Source organism: Flavobacterium sp. SM15 (genome assembly GCF_022012335.1).
Classification (GTDB): Bacteria; Bacteroidota; Bacteroidia; order Flavobacteriales; family Flavobacteriaceae; genus Flavobacterium.
This window is the reverse complement of the sequence record NZ_JAKLTO010000006.1, coordinates 151938-173630: the sequence shown is the minus strand read 5'-3', so window position 1 is coordinate 173630 and position 21693 is coordinate 151938. Positions and strand designations below refer to the sequence as shown.

The 21693-nt window shown below is 35.7% G+C and carries 20 protein-coding genes and 1 tRNA gene; 6 read left to right on the top strand and 15 right to left on the bottom strand.

What is annotated here, in order from left to right; genetic code table 11:
• From LZZ90_RS11655 to LZZ90_RS11645, 3 genes are all read left to right on the top strand, one after another.
• A partial coding sequence (locus tag LZZ90_RS11655) for a gliding motility-associated C-terminal domain-containing protein (RefSeq protein ID WP_237790875.1) occupies positions 1-3014 on the top strand: 3014 nt, incomplete at its 5' end.
• A gap of 43 nt (positions 3015-3057) precedes the next feature.
• A complete protein-coding gene (locus LZZ90_RS11650) occupies positions 3058-3966 on the top strand; it encodes a type IX secretion system membrane protein PorP/SprF (protein WP_237790874.1) in 909 nt (302 codons plus the stop codon).
• 11 nt (positions 3967-3977) lie between these two features.
• Positions 3978-5912 (top strand): OmpA family protein, encoded by a 1935-nt coding sequence (locus LZZ90_RS11645; RefSeq protein ID WP_237790873.1) that lies wholly within the window; start codon positions 3978-3980, stop codon positions 5910-5912.
• 116 nt (positions 5913-6028) lie between these two features.
• Here the strand turns inward: LZZ90_RS11645 and LZZ90_RS11640 are convergent, their stop codons facing one another.
• The 14 genes from LZZ90_RS11640 to tpx all read right to left on the bottom strand — a co-directional run bounded on the left by LZZ90_RS11640 (position 6029) and on the right by tpx (position 18278).
• Positions 6029-6538: a CAP domain-containing protein gene (locus LZZ90_RS11640; RefSeq protein WP_237790872.1), complete on the bottom strand. Its 510-nt coding sequence runs from the start codon at positions 6536-6538 to the stop codon at positions 6029-6031.
• Between the two features lie 154 nt (positions 6539-6692).
• The gene (gene pdxH / locus LZZ90_RS11635; RefSeq protein ID WP_237790871.1) at positions 6693-7337 is read right to left on the bottom strand and encodes a pyridoxamine 5'-phosphate oxidase; all 645 of its coding nucleotides are present in this window, start codon (positions 7335-7337) and stop codon (positions 6693-6695) included.
• A 47-nt stretch (positions 7338-7384) separates the two neighbouring features.
• A complete protein-coding gene (locus tag LZZ90_RS11630; protein ID WP_237790870.1) occupies positions 7385-8290 on the bottom strand; it encodes a ribonuclease Z in 906 nt (301 codons plus the stop codon).
• Between the two features lie 9 nt (positions 8291-8299).
• Positions 8300-8632: a ribonuclease Z gene (locus tag LZZ90_RS11625; protein ID WP_237790869.1), complete on the bottom strand. Its 333-nt coding sequence runs from the start codon at positions 8630-8632 to the stop codon at positions 8300-8302.
• Between the two features lie 63 nt (positions 8633-8695).
• Positions 8696-9616: a hypothetical protein gene (locus LZZ90_RS11620; RefSeq protein ID WP_237790868.1), complete on the bottom strand. Its 921-nt coding sequence runs from the start codon at positions 9614-9616 to the stop codon at positions 8696-8698.
• A gap of 40 nt (positions 9617-9656) precedes the next feature.
• Entirely contained in the window at positions 9657-10583 is a 927-nt protein-coding gene (locus LZZ90_RS11615) for an aspartate carbamoyltransferase catalytic subunit (RefSeq protein ID WP_026981505.1), read from the bottom strand.
• Positions 10584-10603: 20 nt separating this feature from the next.
• A complete protein-coding gene (pyrR, locus tag LZZ90_RS11610) occupies positions 10604-11155 on the bottom strand; it encodes a bifunctional pyr operon transcriptional regulator/uracil phosphoribosyltransferase PyrR (RefSeq protein WP_237790867.1) in 552 nt (183 codons plus the stop codon).
• 141 nt (positions 11156-11296) lie between these two features.
• A tRNA-Ser gene (locus LZZ90_RS11605) sits at positions 11297-11381 on the bottom strand.
• Positions 11382-11529: 148 nt separating this feature from the next.
• The gene (ribB, locus tag LZZ90_RS11600) at positions 11530-12666 is read right to left on the bottom strand and encodes a 3,4-dihydroxy-2-butanone-4-phosphate synthase (RefSeq protein WP_237790866.1); all 1137 of its coding nucleotides are present in this window, start codon (positions 12664-12666) and stop codon (positions 11530-11532) included.
• 1 nt (position 12667) lies between these two features.
• Complete coding sequence (locus tag LZZ90_RS11595; RefSeq protein WP_237790865.1) at positions 12668-14146, bottom strand: LptF/LptG family permease; 1479 nt, start codon at positions 14144-14146, stop codon at positions 12668-12670.
• Positions 14147-14153: 7 nt separating this feature from the next.
• Positions 14154-14819 carry an outer membrane lipoprotein carrier protein LolA gene (locus tag LZZ90_RS11590; RefSeq protein ID WP_237790864.1) on the bottom strand — a complete coding sequence of 222 codons (666 nt, stop codon included), beginning with the start codon at positions 14817-14819 and terminating at the stop codon, positions 14154-14156.
• A 3-nt stretch (positions 14820-14822) separates the two neighbouring features.
• On the bottom strand, positions 14823-17363 hold the full coding sequence (locus tag LZZ90_RS11585; protein ID WP_237790863.1) for a DNA translocase FtsK: 2541 nt from the start codon (positions 17361-17363) through the stop codon (positions 14823-14825).
• A 43-nt stretch (positions 17364-17406) separates the two neighbouring features.
• Positions 17407-17781, bottom strand: coding sequence for a diacylglycerol kinase (locus LZZ90_RS11580; RefSeq protein WP_237790862.1), 375 nt, complete (start codon positions 17779-17781; stop codon positions 17407-17409).
• Positions 17781-18278 carry a thiol peroxidase gene (gene tpx / locus LZZ90_RS11575; protein ID WP_237790861.1) on the bottom strand — a complete coding sequence of 166 codons (498 nt, stop codon included), beginning with the start codon at positions 18276-18278 and terminating at the stop codon, positions 17781-17783. The genes LZZ90_RS11580 and tpx overlap by 1 nt, the downstream gene beginning before the upstream one ends.
• Before the next feature lie 127 nt (positions 18279-18405).
• Between tpx and LZZ90_RS11570 the strand changes: the two genes are divergently transcribed.
• From LZZ90_RS11570 to LZZ90_RS11560, 3 genes are all read left to right on the top strand, one after another.
• Complete coding sequence (locus LZZ90_RS11570; protein ID WP_237790860.1) at positions 18406-18729, top strand: helix-turn-helix transcriptional regulator; 324 nt, start codon at positions 18406-18408, stop codon at positions 18727-18729.
• Between the two features lie 15 nt (positions 18730-18744).
• Positions 18745-19209: a DUF6428 family protein gene (locus LZZ90_RS11565; protein WP_237790859.1), complete on the top strand. Its 465-nt coding sequence runs from the start codon at positions 18745-18747 to the stop codon at positions 19207-19209.
• Positions 19210-19340: 131 nt separating this feature from the next.
• Positions 19341-19757 carry an arsenate reductase ArsC gene (locus LZZ90_RS11560; protein ID WP_237790858.1) on the top strand — a complete coding sequence of 139 codons (417 nt, stop codon included), beginning with the start codon at positions 19341-19343 and terminating at the stop codon, positions 19755-19757.
• A gap of 52 nt (positions 19758-19809) precedes the next feature.
• On the opposite strand, the gene LZZ90_RS11555 is transcribed toward LZZ90_RS11560, so the two are convergent.
• Entirely contained in the window at positions 19810-21549 is a 1740-nt protein-coding gene (locus LZZ90_RS11555) for an alpha/beta fold hydrolase (RefSeq protein ID WP_237790857.1), read from the bottom strand.
• Between the last annotated feature and the right edge of the window lie 144 nt (positions 21550-21693).

The window sequence follows — 21693 nt, the reverse complement described above, 5'->3', positions numbered from 1 at the left end:
CTAGTACTACTTCAGCAACATTCACAATTCAGGATACAACCGCTCCTCAAGTACCAGAAGCTCCTGCTGATGTAACAGTTGCATGTAGTGGAAATATACCTCCAATGATTTCACTTACAGCAAACGATGTTTGTGGTGGGGCAATAACTGCTCAAGGTCATGATGAGATAACTGAGGGAAATTGTTCTGGAAACTTTACAGTTACAAGAACTTGGACCTTTATTGATGCCTGTCAAAACCCTAGCTCAGTAAGCCAGATAATAACTGTTTCTGACACTTCAGAACCTGTATTTGAAACACCTCCTGCAGATGTAACCGTAAGCTGTATTGATGAGGTTCCTCCAATGATTTCTTTACAAGTATCAGATACTTGTTCTGGAGGATTTAGTGTTGAAGGTGTTGATTCCGTGGTTCAAGGTAATTGTCCAAATTCATTCGTAATTACTCGTACTTGGTCATTTACTGATCCTTGCGGAAATGGCAACTCTGTTTCTCAGACAATTACAGTGAACGACAACGTTGCTCCTATTCCTGATGAAGCTCCTGCAGATATAACTGTATCATGTGAAAGCGAAATCCCTCCAATGATTTCCCTTAGTGCAGAAGATGAATGTGCCGGAATATTAACTGTTCAGGGAGTAGATACCAGAACTGAAGGCAACTGTCCGAATTCGTTTACAATTACAAGAACATGGAGCTTTGCTGATCCTTGTGGAAACCCTGCATCAGTATCACAAATAATTACTGTGAACGACACTGTTGCTCCTGTTCCTGACCCAGCTCCAGCAGCTGTAACTGTTGCTTGTGAAGGTGAAATTCCTCCGATTACAAGTTTAAGTGCAACTGATAACTGTTCCGGAAGTATCACTGTTCAAGGTGTTGATACCAGAACCGAAGGAAGTTGTCCTAATTCATTTGTAGTTACCAGAACCTGGAATTTTGTTGATGCCTGCGGAAATCCTGCTACTGCAACACAGATAATTACTGTTAATGATGATATACCGCCTACAATTTCAGAAGTTCCGGCTGACATTACAATTTCTTGTGATCAGGAAATTCCAACAGCTCCTGAACTTCCTGTACTTGACAATTGTTCTGCTGGTGCAATAACTTCAGTAAACGATGAAATAGTTCAAGGGGAATGTCCAAACTCATATAAAATCATAAGAACCTGGACTGCAACAGATGCCTGTAACAATCAAGCCACTGCGTCTCAAAATATCTTTGTGATTGACCAAACACCTCCTGAGGCGCCTGCTCAATTACCAGATATTACAGTTCAATGTAGTGGTGATATTCCTCCGATGATTTCATTAACTGCTGAAGATTCTTGTGCGGGAAGCATTACCGTTGAAGGAGTTGATACCAGATCTGAAGGTGAATGTCCAAACTCATACACAATTACAAGAATCTGGACTTTTGTAGATTTATGTAATAACAGTTCATCAACAAAACAAATAATTACTGTACATGATACTCTTCCACCAGTTCCAGATCCGGCACCGGAAGATATTACTGTTACCTGTGGTAGTTTAATACCTAGACCTGTTAACCTTACCGCTCATGATAATTGTTCTGGTGATATTGTTGCTTCAGCTGTAGACAGTATTACTCCTGGTAGTTGTGCAAATTCATACGTGGTAACAAGAACCTGGACATTTATAGACGAATGTAATAATCAAGCAATTGCTACTCAAATAATTACAGTATTAGATAATATTCCTCCTGATATGCCAGAAGTTCCGGCTGATATAACCATTGCTTGCGGTTCAGAAATTCCTGTAGCAGGCTCATTGGTTGCAACAGACAATTGTTCTTCTCCTATAAGAGCCGGAGCAGTTGATGTAATTTCAGAAGGAGAATGTGCTAATTCATATATAGTTACAAGAACATGGACTTTTATTGATGATTGTGGAAACCAAACCGTTGCCACTCAAATCATCACAGTTCATGATACAATAAAACCAGAGCTACCTGAAGTACCAGAAAGTTTGTCATTCAGCTGTGCAGGGGAAGTTCCGCAAAATGTTGTATTGGTAACCAATGATAATTGCAGCGGTCAGATAAGTGCCACTTCGGTTGATGAGGTTACTCCTGGCGATTGTGAAAATTCATTCACAATTTTAAGAAGCTGGACCTTTACCGATCAATGTGGTAACTCAAGCGTAGCTTATCAAACAATTGTGGTTAACGATGAAACTCCACCTGTTTATATAAGCGGATTGCCAAACAGCCAATCAACCTGTGATGAATTAGGAGAACAACAACCACTTGTATTTGAAGATAACTGTAATGGTGAAATTACTCAGGTAATGAATCCTCCGGTTAATGAAACTATTGATGAAGATCATTATTTAACAACTTGGTCATGGACTGCATCCGATGCTTGCGGAAATTCAACAACCGTAACACATTCCATTACTGTTAGTGTGAATGATTATGTACAAGCTGATCCGAAAGAAATCTGTAATGAGGCCGGTATCGATTTAGTTCCTTGGTTAGTACAAGCCGGAGCAGAACTAGGAGGATATTGGGATGCAGAGAATTTTGATGACAGTTTAATAAATGGAAACATTTTAAATGCTTCATCTTTAGTTGCAGGAAATGCTTATACAATAAATTACATCTTAACACCGGATGTTACAAGATGCCCTAAAACGTATAAATTCCTGTTCAATATTGATTGTGGAGTACTAGGTTGTGAATCCATTAACGTTTATAATGCGGTCTCTCCTAACCACGACTCTCTTAACGATGTTTTCTATATTTCCGGAATTGACGCTACCTGTTACACAGAAAACAACGTTAAAATTTACAACAGATGGGGAATTTTAGTCTTCGATAAAGACGGCTATAATAATACAACCGTTGTGTTTGATGGTAAATCCGATGGACGATCAACAGTAAATTCTGGTGAAGAATTACCAGATGGTACGTATTTCTACATCCTGAAATACAAAGACCCTGACGGAAATTGGTTTGACAAATCTGGATATTTATATCTTAATAGATAACTCTCATACTGTTATGTACTAAAATTAATTTAAATTAGTGACTATGAAAACAAAAATAATAACACTCGTTTTAGGATTAATAGGCATGATGAGTTACGCACAACAAGACTCACAATATACACAGTACATGTACAACACTGTGAATATTAATCCAGCCTATGCAGGTTCACGAGAAGTATTAAGTATTTTTGGTTTGCACAGAACCCAATGGGTAGGTCTTGACGGAGCTCCTGTAACCAATGCTTTTTCAGTTAATACTCCTATTGGTGATTCGAGTTTTGGAATTGGACTTTCCTTTGTAAACGACCGTATTGGTCCTTCAAATGAAAGTTTGATTTCTGCTGACTTGTCTTACTACATCCCAATGTCTGACAATTATAAGTTAGCCTTCGGATTAAAAGGTTCTGCAAATCTGTTTAGTATCGATGTAAATAAATTAAATATTCAACATCAAAACGATCCTCAGTTTCAAAACATAAGTAACGATATAAGCCCGAATGTGGGAGCCGGAATCTATTTGTATTCCGATAAATTCTACGCAGGGTTATCTGTTCCTAACTTTTTTGAAACCAATCATTACAAAGACAATTCTGTTTCGATTACTCAGGAAAAACTCCACTATTATTTCATTACAGGATATGTTTTTGATATCGGAAGTAATTTAAAAATGAAACCATCGGTAATGCTAAAAGCTGTTGAAGGTGCTCCTTTACAAGCCGATGGTTCATTAAACTTCCTGATTTATGACAAATTAACTCTAGGAGCGGCCTACAGATGGGACGCTGCCTGGAGTGCGCTGGCCGGATTTCAGATATCAAATTCCCTATTCATAGGATATGGATATGATAGAGAAACTACTCGATTACAGAATTATAACTCCGGATCACATGAAATCTTTTTGCGATTCGAACTGATGAATAATTCTAAAGTGTTAACTCCTCGTTTCTTTTAAATTGAATTGTTATGAAAGTTAAAGCTATTCTTCTATTGACCTTTTTAAGCATCTCAAGTGCCTATTCTCAGCTGGGTTTAACTCAAGCCAAAGCAGACAGAAAGTACGACAAATATGCTTATATAGACGCCATTGAAATCTATGAAAAGGTAGCAGAAAAAGGACATAAATCGGTAGATTTATTCGAAAAACTTGGAAATTCATACTACTTCAACGGGGAGTATGACAAAGCGGAAAGATGGTATTCCGAACTCTTTGCCTTATCAGAAGATGTTCCTTCCGAATATTATTTCAGATATGCACAATCTTTGAAAGCAGTCGGTAAATACGACAAAGCTGATGAGTACATGAAAAAGTTTTATCAGAAAACAAACGATACTCAAGGATTACAAGATTTGCAGGAACATAAAGAATATTTGGAACAAATCAGAAAAGGCTCCGACAGATATAGTGTGGAAGATTCAGGAATTAACACTGAATATTCCGATTATGGCTCAGTTTTTAAAGATTCGGATTTAATTTTTGCCTCAGCAAGAAAAAGTAAGGATGTATTTCAGAAAAAACATACCTGGAACGATCAGTACTTTACAAATCTGTATGTGGCGAAAGTTGGGGATGATGGAAAACTATCTGATGCAAAAGAATTTTCAAAAGAACTGGATTCTAAATTCCATGAATCTACTCCGGTTTTTACAAAAGACGGTAACACGGTTTACTTTACCCGAAACAATTACAACGACGGTAAAAAAGGTAAAAGTGATGACAAAATAATGAAACTGAAAGTTTATAAAGCCACTTTAAAAGACGGTAAATGGGAAGACATTACAGAACTCCCTTTTAACAGTGACAATTACAGTGTTGCCCACCCTGCTTTAAGTGCCGATGAAAAAACGTTATACTTTTCTTCGGATATGCCGGGAGGTTATGGTCTTTCAGATATTTACAAAGTAGCAATTAACGAAAACGGGACTTTTGGTACTCCAGAGAATTTAGGAGAAAAAATCAATACCAATTTACGTGAGACCTTTCCCTTTATTACTGATAAAAACGAACTTTATTTTTCAACCGATGGCAGATTGGGTGTTGGTGGTTTGGATGTTTTTTCCTCAAAAATGAATAAAGACAATAGTTTTACAGTGGTAAAAAATGTGGGAGTTCCCGTAAACAGCCCAAAAGACGATTTTGCCTATGTTGTAAACACTAAAACACATATTGGATATTTTACTTCCAATCGTGATGGCGGTGTAGGTTCGGATGATATTTATAAATTCAAGGAAAATGTTTGTGAGCAGGTAATTAAAGGTGTAATTACCGATCAGGTATCTTCACAACCTTTACCGGGAGCAAAAGTATCATTGTTTGACGCGAATATGGAACTGATCAAGTCACTTGAAGCAGATTCCAAAGGTGAGTTTATTTTCGAAGATGGCGTGGAATGCGATAAAAAATACTACGTTAGAGCCGAAAATCAAGATTATGAAACTAAAGAAATTAATGTAATCACTCCATTAAAATCTGGTGAAACAAGAGCCGATATCGCTTTACAGAAAAAAGTTATGCCGGTTGATGTAGGCACCGACCTTGCAAAAGTATTTGACATCAGTATTATCTATTTCGACTTAGATAAATGGAATATTCGTCCTGATGCAGCAGTAGATTTGGAAAAAATTATCGCTGTAATGAACAAATTTCCTAATATGAAGGTTGATATCCGTTCCCATACTGACTCACGTCAGACTCATAAATATAATGAGCGTTTATCAGACCGTAGAGCTAAATCCACCTTGGAGTATATGGTTAAAAACGGCATAAGCAGAAGTCGCTTATCCGCTAGAGGATATGGAGAAACACAGTTAGTTAACGGGTGCTCAGACGGTATCCCTTGTTCCGAAGCTGATCACCAGAAAAACAGACGAAGTGAATTCATAGTACTCAGTATGGACTAACTTTGTTTCTTCATTGTTTTACAATTCGTTTAATAAAAAAAGCATTCACCACGGTGAATGCTTTTTCATTTTAGGATTATTTAAAACCCAGAAACTAAACACATATTTTACTAAGATTATTTTTTGATAAACATGTTGGTATAATACAACTTTCCTTCTGCATTAGCTCTTACCGAAACTCCGAAGTTGGTATAATTACCTTCTAAATTAGCTCTGTGAGCAGGACTGTTAATCCAGGCATTTACAACAGATTGTGCAGATGAATAGTTGTAAGCAATATTCTCTCCTACTGCAGTAGCTCCTAAAGTAGCTTTTAAATTTTCCTCTCTTTGGGCAAAAAGGGCGTGTGTTAACGTATTGATAGAAATCATATAGACATCGTGACCTTGCGATACATTCGAAATATGATTAATAGTTTCAAGTGTGTTTAAACCTTTACTGGTTCTGTACTGATTCACCAAATCCAAAACTTCAGTTTCTATTTGCGAATAGGTGTAATCATTTTTCAGCTCATAAGTTGCAGCTGAATTGTTCGGTTGCTCATCTGAAGAAGCGTCATTTGAACATGAAGCAAAAGTGATAAGTAGGACAATGATCGATAGGGGGCGAAAAATTGATACCTTCATAAATTAAAAAATTAAATGTTAATGCTTTGCTTCGAAACCAGCTGAATATTATAACTCATTGATTTCGAGACAAATGTACATCAAAATCGATAATCTGCAAAAAAAATCGACAAAACGCACAAAACTTTAACATTTAAACCTAATTTATTGAATTTTAAGGAGATAGCCTTTCAATTTTCCATTCAAAATTGTCTTTTAGTGTATACCTAATTCGATCATGCAAACGATTTGCACGTCCTTGCCAAAACTCTACAGAAACAGGTTTAACTAAATATCCTCCCCAATGTTTCGGGCGTAAAATTGGCTTATTAGAATACTCTTTTTCCAATGATTTAAGATTGTCTTCTAAATAATCTCGGGAAGGGATCACCTCACTTTGTGGAGAAACTATAGCACCCAGTTTACTTCCATCAGGTCGGCTATCAAAATAATTGTCCGAAATTTGTTCCGAGGTTTTCTCTACAATTCCTTTTATAATTACCTGACGCTCCATTGAATGCCAGAAAAAAGACAAGCATACATTTGGGTTTTGTTCTAAAGCTTTCCCTTTTTCAGAATCATAATTCGTATAAAAAATAAACCCTTCTTCATTAAATTTTTTAAGCAACACCACACGTGATTTCGGAAAACCATCCAAACCGATTGTCGAAACGGTCATCGCATTCACTTCTCCCTCTCCACCAAATTCTTCTGTTTCATAAAACCAACGGTGAAATAAATTGATTGGATCTTCCGGAATATTGGTTTCCAGGAGTTCACTCTTCTCATAAGATCTTCTATAATTACTTAAATCACTCATTTTATAACTTGTTGATTTACTGACTAATTAAGTTACAGCGTTTTATTTTAAAATTCAAATTCACGACCATCATCTGCAAGAAGAATGTTGGGAAAAACTGTTTTCGCTTCTTCTTTAAACCATTCTATTTTTTCATATCGGGTGGAATAATGCCCTAGAACCAAATGTTCAACATTCGCTTTTTTTGCAATATGCGCCGCTTGTTTGGCAGTAGAATGCATGGTTTTTTCCGCAAGATGTTCTTCGGAATCCAAAAAAGTACTTTCGTGATACAAAACCGTACTGTTTTCAATTAGTGGAACAATACTTTCATCGTAAACCGTATCAGAACAAAAGGCATAACTTTTGGCTGGTTCCGGATCAAAAGTGAGCTTTTCATTTGGAATGACTCTTCCGTCTTCTAAAGTAATATCGCCACCGTATTTTATCTTTTGGTAATAAACCACATCAATATCGTGGTTCAAAATTGCATCTATGTTCAGCTTTCTCTCTTTGTTTTTTTCAATGAAGAGGTAACCGTTAGTATAAACACGATGCTTTAACGGAATCGATTTTACCAGTACTTTTTCGTCTTCAAAAACAACTTCGCTTTCTTTACTTTCCAATTCATGAAAATAAAGATTGTATCCCGTGTAAGAGTTTGATAATCTTAATTGTAGAAGGATTATCTCTTTTACTCCTTTAGGTCCGTAAACGTGTAAATCGGTTTGACGGTTCAAGAGCATGAAGGTTGAAATCAGTCCTACCAAACCATAAAAATGATCTCCATGAAGATGTGAGATAAAGATATGTTCTATTCTGGAAAACTTGATTTTGTTCTTACGAAGCTGTACCTGTGTTCCTTCCCCGCAATCAATCAAAAACATACGGTTCTTGATTTCCAAAACCTGTGAAGTCGGATTGGTTATCGTTCTGGGAGTTGCGGCATAACAGCCAAGTATGGTGAGTTTCATTTTGCTAATTTAGAATCCTAAATCGCGTTCGATTTCTTCCATTTCGATCATATCATGTGCTTCCAAAAGCGTTGGAACCACTAACATTGAAGCAGGGACATCATTAAAATCAATATTTTCAGCAACAATCACGAATGATTTTTTGGCTTTTTTATGTTTTTTAGATAAATCCGAAAAGGATTTGATTCCTTTAATATCTACTGATTTATCCTGAGTAATGTCCAAAACGAGGTTGTGTTCTTTGAACTCATTATACTGATTGGTAACCTTTTGCAGGAATTCTGAAATATTACCTTCAGTGTCTTTAAGTATTGTGGTATGCGCTTTTTGTTCTACTTTCATGAGTTTAGTTGATGTGGCTGAATTGCTAAGTTACAGATCATTTTCAGTTTTTACAAACCTATTTTACTGCAACATCCACTGAATTAAGTTTTCCTTATCAATAATTGACCAAGAGTGCGGATGACGATCGCCATTTGCACGATAGCCTTTGTTTTTAGTCTGAATTAATTCAACATTTGAAAAGCCTTGTTTTTTAAGCTCCTGTGAAAGTTTTTCAATGGAATAAGCATTCATTTCTTCGTAACTCTGATCGCTGTCTTTTTTCCACCAAGCAACATCCGGTTCTGTATAAAGTCTGACTTTTGTGTTTTTTAAAGCAGATACGTTTTCAATATTTCCCGTTTGTTGTATATAAGGAGAAAACTGCTCATATTTTTCAATCCCTTTTTTTGGACTACCCAATTTAGCGTCAAAATCACCAACGATCCATTTGGATTCTTCAACCGTTTGTTCATTAAAATTTTTGACTATATTTTTTTCGCAATTCTGATAGATTTTCAATAAATCCACAGGTGAATCACCAATGAAAACTCCTTTAGGCTGGATTTTGCTTTTGGTTTTAATAAGATAATCAGACAATAAAAGGCTCACATTTCCACCACTGGAAAAACCTCCGATATAAATGTTTTCAAAAGGAAGCTTATTGGTTTCAAAAATGGCAAGCATCTCTTTTGTTAATGATGCTTTTTCATCGTCTCTTAAAAAAACATGCTGATTGAAACTCATATAAAGCACGGAAAAGCCATTGTTCTTTGCTAAATCAATAATGTTGAATTCGGTTTTAGAATCTTCCGAAACATGTCCATAACCCGGAAACAAAACAAGTATTCCTTTTTGATTTGCAACTTTAATCAGTTCGAAATCTTCATTTTTTATTATTTCGGTTTTATTTGAAGTATGCAATTCTGAAAGAGTCTCTTTACTTGTATTCTTACAGGAAAACATCAGGATAATTAAAACCGTTAAAATTGAAAATCTCGTCATACTGTTAACTCTACTGAATATAATTTGAAAAAACTGTAAACTATTTAATCTTCTGAGCCAGCAAATAAATTACCGCCATACGAACCGCTACTCCATTCTCCACCTGATTTAAAATTACAGACTGCTGGGAATCTGCAACATCCGAAGTGATTTCCACACCTCTGTTGATTGGTCCCGGGTGCATGATAACGATTTCTTTATCAAGTGAATCTAACAAAGCTTTATCCACACCGTATTGCTGCGAATATTCTCGGGTTGACGGGAAGTAATTCACATCCAAGCGCTCGTTCTGCACACGAAGCATATTGGCAACATCACACCATTCTAAAGCTTTACGAAGATTTGGCTCATATTTCACACCAAGCGATTCAATGTATCTCGGGATTAGCGTTTTTGGTCCGCAAACCATTACTTCGGCTCCCTGCATCTGCAAAGCAAAAATGTTTGACAAGGCTACTCGCGAGTGAAGAATATCTCCAACGATTACAACTTTCTTCCCTCCTACATCACCTAATCGCTCTCTGATTGAATAACTATCTAATAAAGCTTGTGTTGGATGTTCGTGTGCTCCATCACCTGCGTTTACAATACTTGCTTTTACATTTTGTGAAAGAAAATAAGCCGCTCCGGGATTTTTATGACGCATTACCACCATATCCACTTTCATAGAAAGGATATTATTTACCGTATCGATAAGCGTTTCCCCTTTTTTAACCGATGATTGTGCTGCAGAGAAACTCATCACATCGGCAGAAAGCCTTTTTTGGGCTAATTCGAAAGATAATTTGGTTCTTGTACTGTCTTCAAAAAAAATGTTTGCAATAGTGATGTGCTGTAAAGACGGTACTTTTTTGATTGGTCGATTGATTACTTCCTTGAACTGATCGGCAGTCTCGAAAATCAAATCGATATCGTTTTTGTTAATGTATTTTATTCCAAGTAAATGATTAACACTTAGCTCTTTCATGTTGTTGTGTTGTTGTATTCTTAGTTGTTTGTTGTTTTTGCTACCAGAAGCACTTGGTCTTCACCGTCGTTTTCTTTCCAGTTTACAATTACTTTCTCGTTGTTGATGGCATCTACCTGTCTTCCTCTGTAATCCGGCTGAATAGGTAAATCACGGCTAAAACGTCTGTCGATCAAAGTGAGAAGTTCAATTCCTGAAGGTCTTCCAAAAGATTGAATGGCAGTTAAAGCGGCACGAATACTTCTTCCGGTGTACAAAACATCGTCTATAAAAACCACTTTTTTGTCTTCTACCAGAAAATCGATTTGGGTTTTATTAGCCTCAAGCGGTTTTTCATTTTTGCGAAAATCATCTCGAAAAAAAGTAATGTCTAAAAAACCAAGCGGAATATTTTTAATATTGTATTCCTGCTCCAAAATTTGTTTGATTCTTTCAGCAAGATATTTACCGCGTGGCTGGATTCCGATAAGAATAGTATTTGAAAAATCGAGGTGTTTTTCGATTAACTGACAGGCCAAACGATGCAGAATGATATTGACTTCCTTTGAAGTGAGCAATATTTTTTGACTCATAATGAAGTGTTGTGTTTGGGATGTAAAAATACAATATTTTTTTACATCATAAAGATATTCTTAGGTTATCTTGGATAATAAGCCTGTAGATTGAGGTAAAATAAAAAAAACCGACTAGTTTCCTAATCGGTTTTCATTTCGCGGAGAAAGAGGGATTCGAACCCCCGGACCTGTTACAGTCAACAGTTTTCAAGACTGCCGCAATCGACCACTCTGCCATTTCTCCAGTAAATATCGCATTACTTCCGTATTGCGAGTGCAAATATAGAAAGCTTTTTTATATCTGCAAACCTTTTTTTTACAAAAAACAGAAATATTTTTTAATCTGTTTTTAACTGTTTCATTTCGTTTGAATTAGCCGAAAAAATATTTTTCTAATAATTTACGTATTCAACTATTTCCAAACCATATCCAATCATTCCTACTCGTTTTCCTTGGTCTGTATTGGTAACTAATCGGATTTTAGAAATATCTATATCATGTAAAATCTGTGCGCCAATTCCAAAATCTTTGCTGTCAATTACAATTTTTGGTGCTTTCATAATTCCTTCAGCCTGCAATGATTTAAGCTCGGAAATCCTATTTAACAGATTTACCGACTGCATATCCTGATTGATAAAAATAACCGCTCCTCTACCCTGTTCATTGATTACCTTAAACATATCATCCAACTGTTTGTCTGCATTGTTGGTTAAGGTTCCCAATAAATCATTATTTACCTGAGACGAATTGATTCTTGTTAAGACCGAATCTCCTAAATTCCAAGTTCCTTTGGTTAAAGCGATATGGATTTGCTTGTTGGTGGTTTGCTCGTAAGCGCGTAATCTGAAAGTTCCAAAGCGTGTTTCGATATCAAAATCTTCTTTTTTTACAATTAAGCTGTCGTGCTGCATTCTATAAGCTACTAAATCTTCAATCGAAACTAATTTCAAATCGAATTTTTTAGCTACTTCATACAATTCCGGTAAACGCGCCATTGTACCGTCTTCGTTCATGATTTCACAAATCACTCCCGCAGGACGAAAACCGGCTAAACGTGCAAAATCAATCGCTGCTTCGGTATGACCTGTTCTTCTTAAAACACCTCCTTGTTTAGCAATAAGCGGAAATATATGCCCAGGACGTGCCAAATCGAATGGTTTTGTGTTCGGATCTATTAAAGCTTGAACAGTTTTAGCTCTGTCTGATGCAGAAATTCCTGTTGTAACACCGTGTCCTTTTAAATCCACAGAAACTGTAAAGGCCGTTTCCATGTGATCGGTGTTATTAGTAACCATAGCCTTTAATTCAAGTTCTTTGCATCTGCTCTCTGTTAATGGAGTACAGATCAAACCTTTACCATGGGTTGCCATGAAATTAATCATCTCAGGAGTCACCTTGTCGGCAGCTGCCAGAAAATCACCTTCATTTTCACGGTCTTCATCATCAACCACAATAATTATTTTCCCTTGACGAATATCTTCAATGGCTTCTTCTATTGTGTTGAGTTTTATTTGTTGTGTAGTTAGCATTTTAGTTGGTATTATCGTTGTGTTCTGTGTGTTCTGTGTTTTCGCTGTTGTCGTTATTATTGAAAATTTTATTGTAAAGTTTTTGGAACGGCTGCGTAATCCAGTCGAAATTAACCATAACTCCAATATCATTTGTAGCACGATAAGTTAATGAGATAGCCAATGGAGATAAAATCATCGAAGAAAGCCAGGTGCCCAAAAAGGGAGGCATCCCATTCTCCTGAGCAACTTTTTTACCAAATGTATTGATGAAATGGAACGTAATGAAGATTAAAACCGCAAACACAATCGGAAGCCCTAATCCTCCTTTACGAATAATTGCTCCTAGTGGTGCTCCAATAAAAAACATTAACAAACATGAAAAGGCTACCACAAATTTATCATGCAAGGCAATCCAGTGCTTATTGATATTCTTTTGTTTTTCAAATAAATCGTTTTTATTACTATCGATTGAAAAATCAGTACTTGAAACATTATTTTTAGCAAGATCAAGAATTCGTGCTTTTTCTTGGAAACTGAACATTGAAAGAACTTCTTCTGCATTCTTATACTTTGATTCTTTAGAAATTGGTTTCGCTTTTAAAGTGAACTCAACTCCTTGGGTAATATTATCTGCAAATGAAACAACATCTTTATTATAATTTTTCTGAAGGGAATCAATTGTAAAGCCCAATTCATTCACATTAAGCATGTTGTTTGTATTGGCAATATCAACTTCTTCGTCAGATTTATTCAGATTACTTAAATCGATATTGATCGTATATTTTTTGAAATAAGCTTTTGCAAAAGGAACGCGATTACGCTCTTCATAATCTTTCGGATAAATGTCTTCGTAATAGTAACCGTCAATTAGATCAAGTTTAAGAATATTTGAATTATCATCACTTTTTAAAACTCCTTTTTTAGCTTTAATAACCGTTTTATTACCAAATCCTTGATTGGATTTTACGTGCATAGTTACCCCATTAAGAAGCTCACCTTTTTCACCGGATTTTTTATCCACTTTAATGTTTGAATTACCAATTGTATTGAATTGTCCTTCGGCAATAGCCATCGCTGGTTTGGTCTGAAGGATTTCCTTGCGAAGATTGATAAACTTGTATTCAGCTTTAGGAATAACATTATTAGCAAAAAAGAAGGCGGCAAAACTTAAAACCAAAATGAATACCGTTAAACCTTTCATGGCTCTTTTCAAGGATATTCCTGCCGATTTCATGGCAGCAAACTCATAATTTTCCGCAAAACTTCCAAAAGTCATGATTGATGCCAGTAAAATCGAAAGTGGTAAAACCAGCGGTACAATTTTAGGGGAATAGAACAGTAAAAACTTCACTACTACCAAAAAATCTAGGTTTTTACCTGCCAATTCAGTAATAAATAGCCAAATTCCTTGTAAAATGAATATAAAAAAAAGGATTACGAATACCGAAGTAAACGTAATCAAAAAGGATTTTAAAATGTAACGGTCTAAAATTTTCACCAGAAATTTAGTCTAAATTATTGATGTAATAATTGGGGTATTTACTCTGGGTAAAGGTAAAATGATTTTTTGAAATAGGCTGATTCGTTTTAAAAGAATTAACAGTGATGGTTGTTTTTGAACCATTTTTACCCATTTCGATCAAATTATAGATGTTTTTGGTTTGTGCATCAATACCTAAAAGGATCTCTTTACGGTTGTCTTTAACACTTAAAGGCACTAGTTTAACATACTGAATCTGTCTTCCTTTTACATTCTGAAGAATATCCCAAGAATACTTAAATCCTGAATTGAAAAAAGTTAACATTTTTGCAGGTGTTAGAGCATCTGAATCATTATCATCGTGCTTAGAAACCGTAATTTCCTCATCTTCGGGAACAATGGTATAATTCTTTTTTCCATCAAAAATTTTAGTTACCCCCATGAAATTCAACACGTATTGATTTCCTTTTAAAGTAACGTTACCTTTACTGTCCTGATTTACATTCTGCTTTAAATTTTGCAAAGAATAACTGAAGTTAATCACAATATTGTCATAACTCTTCACTTTGGCAGAAACGTCGTTTAGCAAATCTTTAGCCTTTTGTGCATTTTGGGCTTCAGAAGTAATTCCGATAAAACACACACAAAACAGTAAAACAATTTTTTTATATACTTGAATGGACAATCTCATTTTTTAAGAATTTTGTTCGTTAGCGAAAAAATGTTCCAGAGCAACCAAGTCAGGAATATTAACGCTTCTGGCCTTACTACCTTCAAATGGACCAACAATTCCCGCAGCTTCCAATTGATCGATCAATCGACCGGCGCGGTTGTAACCCAATTTCAGTTTTCGCTGTAGCAATGACGCCGAACCCTGTTGTGCCGTGACAATAATTTCAGCGGCTTCCCTAAACATGGAATCTCTTTCTGAAATATCTATATCAAGACTTATGCCACTTTCTTCACCTACATATTCCGGCAACATATAAGCATTTGCATATGCTTTTTGTGAACCGATGTAATCTGTAATTTTTTCAACTTCCGGAGTATCAACAAAAGCACACTGAACACGAACAAGATCATTCCCTTGTGTGTAAAGTAAATCTCCTCGACCAATTAACTGATCGGCTCCTCCTGTATCCAAAATGGTTCTGGAATCGATTTTCGAAGTTACCCTAAAGGCAATGCGTGCAGGGAAATTCGCTTTAATCATTCCGGTAATAACATTAACCGAAGGACGTTGCGTAGCAATAATCAAGTGAATTCCGATAGCACGAGCTAACTGGGCTAAACGTGCAATTGGGGTTTCCACTTCTTTTCCAGCCGTCATGATCAAATCTGCAAATTCATCGACAACCAAAACAATATAAGGAAGGTAGCGATGGCCGTTTTCAGGATTTAATTTACGCTGTTTGAACTTTTCGTTGTATTCTTTAATGTTACGAACCATTGCATCTTTTAATAAAGAATAACGATTGTCCATCTCAATACACAACGAATTCAACGTATTGATTACCTTGGTATTATCTGTAATAATCGCATCGCCTCCATCAGGAAGTTTTGCTAAATAATGTCTTTCAATTTTGTTGAAAAGCGTTAATTCCACTTTTTTAGGATCCACCAAAACGAATTTTACTTCGGCCGGGTGCTTTTTATACAAAAGTGAAGTAAGTACCGCATTCAATCCTACCGATTTACCTTGTCCTGTTGCTCCCGCCATTAATAAGTGCGGCATTTTTGCAAGATCAACAACGAAAGTTTCATTGGAGATTGTTTTTCCTAAAGCAATTGGAAGCTCCATTTCTGCAGTTTGGAATTTCGGAGAAGCTATTACGCTTTTCATGGAAACCATCGTCGGGTTGTTGTTCGGAACTTCAATACCGATGGTTCCTTTTCCAGGAATTGGTGCAATGATACGAATTCCTAAAGCAGCTAACGAAAGTGCAATATCATCTTCAAGATTCTTGATTTTAGAAATACGGATTCCCGCTTCTGGAACAATTTCATATAAAGTTACCGTTGGACCAACTGTAGCTTTAATTTGAGAAATCCCGATGTTGTAGTTTTTAAGGGTGTCAACAATTCGGTTTTTATTTTCTTCTAATTCTGCCTGATTGATGGTAATTCCTCCGGAAGAATATTCTTTAAGTAATTCGATGGATGGAAACTGATAGTTCGATAATTCAAGTGTTGGGTCAAATTCACCGAAATCCTGAACCAAACGTGCCGCTAAGTTTTCTTCAACGGTAGTTTCTTCTTCAATTTTTTCGATGGTAAAACTATCATCGTCGGTATGGATAATTTCAGATTTTGGCGTTTCTGCAATTGACGGTATCTCAACAGGAATACCCACCGGCGGAACAACAACTGGTGGAACCGTTTTCAAACTAATCTCCGATGGATTACTGATTGTTGGTTTTAATGCCTCTTTATTAATTTCAAAATTGGATGGTGAAGTAGTCTTTAATTCGATGTTGGAAAGAATTTCATCATCTTCCGCATCGTTAAAATCCAGCGAAGGGTTTGAGTTAATGATTTCTTCACCTTCAACCTCAATATCACCAACTACCGGAATTGGTGTAATGTTTTTATTTTCAACCTTTTGCTCTACTTCATTTAATTCTTCAGTAAAAGCTTTGCTTCGGTTTTCAAAATAGTTTTTAATTCCTTCAGTTGAAACTTTTATCTTTAAAATCAAATAAACAATCAAGCCGAATAGCAACACTAAAAACGTTCCGATTTTACCGATATAATCCTGAACGAAAAGATTCATTTCATAACCGATAACCCCTCCCAATTGCGGAATATAGTCCCAAAAAAAACCCAGTAAAACTGAAATCATTACCATAGCGAACAAATCCCAGAAAAGTGTATTTTTTAACTTCCCTAAAGACATATCTACAAGCAGATAAGCTCCCGCCAAAAAGGAAAGACGTACAAACAAAAAAGAAGCCGCTCCAAATCCTTTATACAAAAAGAAATCAGACAAAAAAGCACCAAATTTTCCTAACCAATTATAGGTTTTTTCACTTCTGTCTGAGAAAGCAGTTAAGGAACTCTGATCGTAGTCTCCATACAAATAATAGGAAACAAACGACAAGAGTAACGCTATGGAAAATAAAACAAGTAAAGCCCCGAAAAGGACTTTGTTACGTCGCGAAAAAAATGGTTTCTTCTCACCCTGTACTTTACTTTCTTTAGCTTCTGAAGTTTCTTTTTTGGTTGCTTTAGCCATTAAATAAATGTTCTTTTATACAAAAATAGCAATCTGAATGAAATTAGATAATTCTTGGCAGATAAATTAGTGCCCCAATTGCAATTGCAGACATGGCAGCAAAGAAAACAGCTCCTGCAGCAATATCTTTTATAAAACCGATGCGCTCATGATAATCGGGATGGATGAAATCTGCAATTTTTTCTACAGCCGTGTTAAGACCTTCAATACTTAAAACCAAACCGAATACCAAAATCTGGAACATCCATTCGGTTGGGGTAATATGATAATAAAATCCGGCAATAGTCATCAGTACAGCAATGGAAGATTGTACCATCACACTGTGTTCGGTAGTTACCAATTTTATCGCGCCTTTTACAGCAAAACCGATACTTTTTAACCTTCCGGTAAAGAAGGTGTTGTCTTTATTTACTTCCATTAAAGTGCAGCTAATGCGTTTTCATAATTTGGCTCGTCTACGATTTCCTGAACTTGTTCCGCGTATTTTACGGTTCCGTTTTCATCCAAGACAACTACCGCTCTGGAATGCAGTCCTTTTAATGGTCCATCTACAAAAGTTAAACCATAATCGTTACCAAACGAAGCATCTCTGAAATCTGAAAGATTAATTACGTTTTCCAAACCTTCTGCTCCGCAAAAACGGTTCATGGCAAAAGGTAAATCACGGGAAATACACAATACTTTAGTATTATTTAAGGAACTTGCTTTTTCATTGAATTTTCGAACTGATGCAGCACACGTTCCGGTGTCAATACTTGGGAAAATGTTTAAAACCAATTTACTTCCTTTGAAATCATTCAAATTAACCGTTGATAAATCTGTTTTTACCAAATTGAAATCTTTCGCCTGAGAACCTACTTCAGGTAAGTTTCCTACTGTATTTATTGCATTTCCTTTTAATGTAACCTTAGCCATTTTATTGAATTTTTTAGAACTTCAAAAGTAAACAATTTATATCAAATTCGTTTGAATTTATTTTTTTGGAAAATTAATTCGTTATTTAATTGTTTTATCGTAATATTGCAATATAAAAATTAATGAAATGGGAGCTTCAAAAGCAGATTTTTTTTCAGAGGAACAAAACGAAATCGCAACCTTATTTAAAGCGATCTCACATCCGGCACGTGTAGCAGTCATCGAATACCTGCTTAAAGTTGATTCATGTATTTGTGGCGACATCGTTAACGAACTTCCACTTGCCCAACCTACTGTATCTCAGCATTTAAAAGAACTTAAAAACGCAAACATCATCAAAGGAAACATAGAAGGAACAGCGATTTGCTATTGCCTTAATCCTGAAACAATGAAAAAAATGGAAGCCTATTTTTCAGGTATTTCAAAAGAATTAAAAACAAAATGTTGCTAATTAAAAACTGTAATTATGAAAGTATCAGAAATTAAAGAAGCATTGAAAACAGCGACTGCCGTAAATTTTCAATTACCTGACGGAACCTTTGTGCCGGAACATTTTCACGTTACCGAAGTTGGGATGATCACCAAAAACTTCATCGATTGTGGAGGAACAGTCCGAAAAGAAACCGTTGTAAATTTCCAATTATGGGACGCTAATGATTTTGAACATCGTTTAAAGCCTCAAAAACTGAATCATATCATTGAATTATCTGAAAAAGTTTTAGGTTTGGAAGACCACGAAATTGAAGTGGAATACCAATCGGAAACCATTGGAAAATATGATTTAGACTTCAATGGAACTGATTTTGTACTGCTTGCCAAAAAAACTGCTTGTTTGGCACAGGACAATTGCGGCATTCCAAAAGAGAAGAAAAATTTAAGTGATTTACAAACCACGGAAGCTTGTTGCGCTCCAAATTCCGGATGTTGCTAATTATGAAAGAACTCATTTTCAAGTACAAAAAACCAATAATTATAACTTTATCTGTAATTCTTTTACAGTTGATTTTCGGCTTTGATCCAAAATTTTGCATTATTAACATGATTTGGCTACTTGTTTAATTTATGAAGAAAAATATCTTAGTGCTTTGCACTGGAAACAGTTGCAGAAGCCAAATTGCAGACGGCTATTTACATCATTTCGCTAAAGATAAAGCCAACATATACAGCGCTGGCGTAGAAACTCATGGAGTAAACCCAAAAGCTGTTGTCATTATGAAAGAAGACGGAATCGACATTTCCGGAAACACTTCAAACAATATTGATGAGTATTACAATATTCCGTTTGATTTTGTAATAACGGTTTGTGATAATGCAAAAGAACGTTGCCCGTTTTTTCCAAGTAATGCAATAAAACTACATCATAATTTCCCGGATCCTGCAAAAGCAACTGGAAGCGAAGAAGAAATCCTGAAACAATTCAGAAGTGTTCGGGAAGAAATAAAACTCTATTGTAAAGATTTTTCAAACCAATACTTATAAAAAAAAGCTCTCAAATAGGAGAGCTTTTTTAAAATATACATACATACAACAATTATTCTTTAACTACTTTTATGGTTTGTTGCTGACCATCTTTTTCTAAAACAATCATATAAATCCCTTTGGAATACGTAGACATATCGATTGATTTGGTATTTGTGTCTTCTCCAAATTCGAAACTTTTCAACTCTTGACCTAACACAGTAAATACAGTTGCTTTATTGAAATTCGAATTCTCAAAATTTAAAATATTTTTAACCGGATTCGGATAGAACTTAGCATTACTTAACAAATTGTCTTGCGTTGCCAGAGTTGTAGTAATCATGAACTGGTAAGGTGTCTGATAATTGGTATTGGTTGGAGTTGTACTTGTTACTTTCAAATAATACGTCCCAGGAACAAGATTTCTGGTGAAATTTAACCCGGATCCGGAATTATTCTGAATCGTTCCAACTGCAGCCCCGGCACTATCCAAAATTGATGCGCTCATTACTGATGTAACAATACTGCTCATTGTAATATTTGCTGACATGTTTGCCAGAACTGTAAACTTATAAAAATCATTATCCGCAGAAGAGCTATTCTCCTGAATGGTTGTATAACCGATATAATTCTTATTTGTTTCTACCTCATAAGCCAACTCTTTAAAATTTGGCTCATCAAGCCCTTGCATAATCTGATAGTAATATCCCGGAAGTTCTGTATGGTTCTCAACAAAATCAAAACCAGAATTAAAGTAGAATAATTTAGCCGGATACGTTAATGCAGGGAAATATTGATTCATGTTGGAAGAAGGCTCATCCACTACTCCATCGCTTGTTCCGCCGGTTAACCTACCGATAACGTTTGAAAAATCTATCAAATTATCTATCGGTTTTTGGTTTAATCCTAACACGCTTTCTCCAATGGTTCCGTTACAGTTCACATCGATGTTGTAAAAATCCGTTCCGAATAAATGATCGTTCATATTGTTGGAATTGTTTACTTCTATTCCTCCAAACAAAAATCTTCCGGCATCACCACTATAATAATACGATGTTTTCAGATCACGAATAGCTTCAGAACTGGTATCGATACCCGCAAACCATCCCAGACCAGAATCACTTTTATTACTTCCTCCGTGTGGGGTTCCAACGGTTAACAATTTAGCAACATGGTGTTTATTATCTGATTGCCAGTTGGCTGCATTTTGAAGGTATTCACGCGAACACAATCCTCCCATACTATGTCCTACCAAAATAACTTTGTCTTTTCCGGTAAGCTGTAAAACCCTTTCAATTGCTTTTTTTAAGGCAACTCCCTGCTTTGCAATAGCAGACTGATTACTTAAAACATTGGTTCCGAACGAACCATCTACTTTAACATCAAAGTTCACCAAATAATAATCGCCATCAATAACTGTTGATTCAAAAGCTGCTATATCTGCTCCCGGTGTTGGGTAAAAGTTTTTATTTGTAGTTGCATTATTTCCATCTGCGTTCAGGCAAAAATCAAAACGCCCACCGTAAGTATAACCATATTGGCTGTCAAAATAGTTTAAACTTGTGTTCCAGGTGTCGGAGTTGGAATTTAATCCGTGAATGAAAATCATCGGATATGGAAGTTTGCTCACAAATGTTTTGGAAGCTACATTTTGAAGTACTGCTCGCTTTGGAAAAATTGAATCGTTTCTGAATTCAAAATTCTCAAATTCCTTTGGACGGGATTTGTATTCAAATTTACTGTTGTCCTGAGCATTTACAGCATTTAAACAGAGTAACGATATAATAAAAGCATTAATAGTAGTTTTATACATAAGCATAATTTTAAAATTGGGTATTGCTAATATATAAATAAATTGTTAAATTACTATGCAATCATAATAATTTTGATATTTTTTTTAAAATAAATTCAATAATCGGATTCGAATATCACAGAATACAAGGCTTCCGAAGTTTAT

Coding starts and splice junctions, on each gene's coding strand:
- LZZ90_RS11570 (WP_237790860.1), top strand. CDS start 18,406: ATGGGAGCTTCAAAAGCAGATTTTTTTTCAGAGGAACAAAACGAAATC.
- ribB (WP_237790866.1), bottom strand. CDS start 12,666: ATGCTAACTACACAACAAATAAAACTCAACACAATAGAAGAAGCCATT.
- LZZ90_RS11620 (WP_237790868.1), bottom strand. CDS start 9,616: ATGACGAGATTTTCAATTTTAACGGTTTTAATTATCCTGATGTTTTCC.
- LZZ90_RS11615 (WP_026981505.1), bottom strand. CDS start 10,583: ATGAAAGAGCTAAGTGTTAATCATTTACTTGGAATAAAATACATTAAC.
- pdxH (WP_237790871.1), bottom strand. CDS start 7,337: ATGAGTGATTTAAGTAATTATAGAAGATCTTATGAGAAGAGTGAACTC.
- tpx (WP_237790861.1), bottom strand. CDS start 18,278: ATGGCTAAGGTTACATTAAAAGGAAATGCAATAAATACAGTAGGAAAC.
- LZZ90_RS11580 (WP_237790862.1), bottom strand. CDS start 17,781: ATGGAAGTAAATAAAGACAACACCTTCTTTACCGGAAGGTTAAAAAGT.
- LZZ90_RS11625 (WP_237790869.1), bottom strand. CDS start 8,632: ATGAAAGTAGAACAAAAAGCGCATACCACAATACTTAAAGACACTGAA.
- LZZ90_RS11590 (WP_237790864.1), bottom strand. CDS start 14,819: ATGAGATTGTCCATTCAAGTATATAAAAAAATTGTTTTACTGTTTTGT.
- pyrR (WP_237790867.1), bottom strand. CDS start 11,155: ATGAGTCAAAAAATATTGCTCACTTCAAAGGAAGTCAATATCATTCTG.
- LZZ90_RS11630 (WP_237790870.1), bottom strand. CDS start 8,290: ATGAAACTCACCATACTTGGCTGTTATGCCGCAACTCCCAGAACGATA.
- LZZ90_RS11560 (WP_237790858.1), top strand. CDS start 19,341: ATGAAGAAAAATATCTTAGTGCTTTGCACTGGAAACAGTTGCAGAAGC.
- LZZ90_RS11585 (WP_237790863.1), bottom strand. CDS start 17,363: ATGGCTAAAGCAACCAAAAAAGAAACTTCAGAAGCTAAAGAAAGTAAA.
- LZZ90_RS11555 (WP_237790857.1), bottom strand. CDS start 21,549: ATGTATAAAACTACTATTAATGCTTTTATTATATCGTTACTCTGTTTA.
- LZZ90_RS11640 (WP_237790872.1), bottom strand. CDS start 6,538: ATGAAGGTATCAATTTTTCGCCCCCTATCGATCATTGTCCTACTTATC.
- LZZ90_RS11565 (WP_237790859.1), top strand. CDS start 18,745: ATGAAAGTATCAGAAATTAAAGAAGCATTGAAAACAGCGACTGCCGTA.
- LZZ90_RS11650 (WP_237790874.1), top strand. CDS start 3,058: ATGAAAACAAAAATAATAACACTCGTTTTAGGATTAATAGGCATGATG.
- LZZ90_RS11645 (WP_237790873.1), top strand. CDS start 3,978: ATGAAAGTTAAAGCTATTCTTCTATTGACCTTTTTAAGCATCTCAAGT.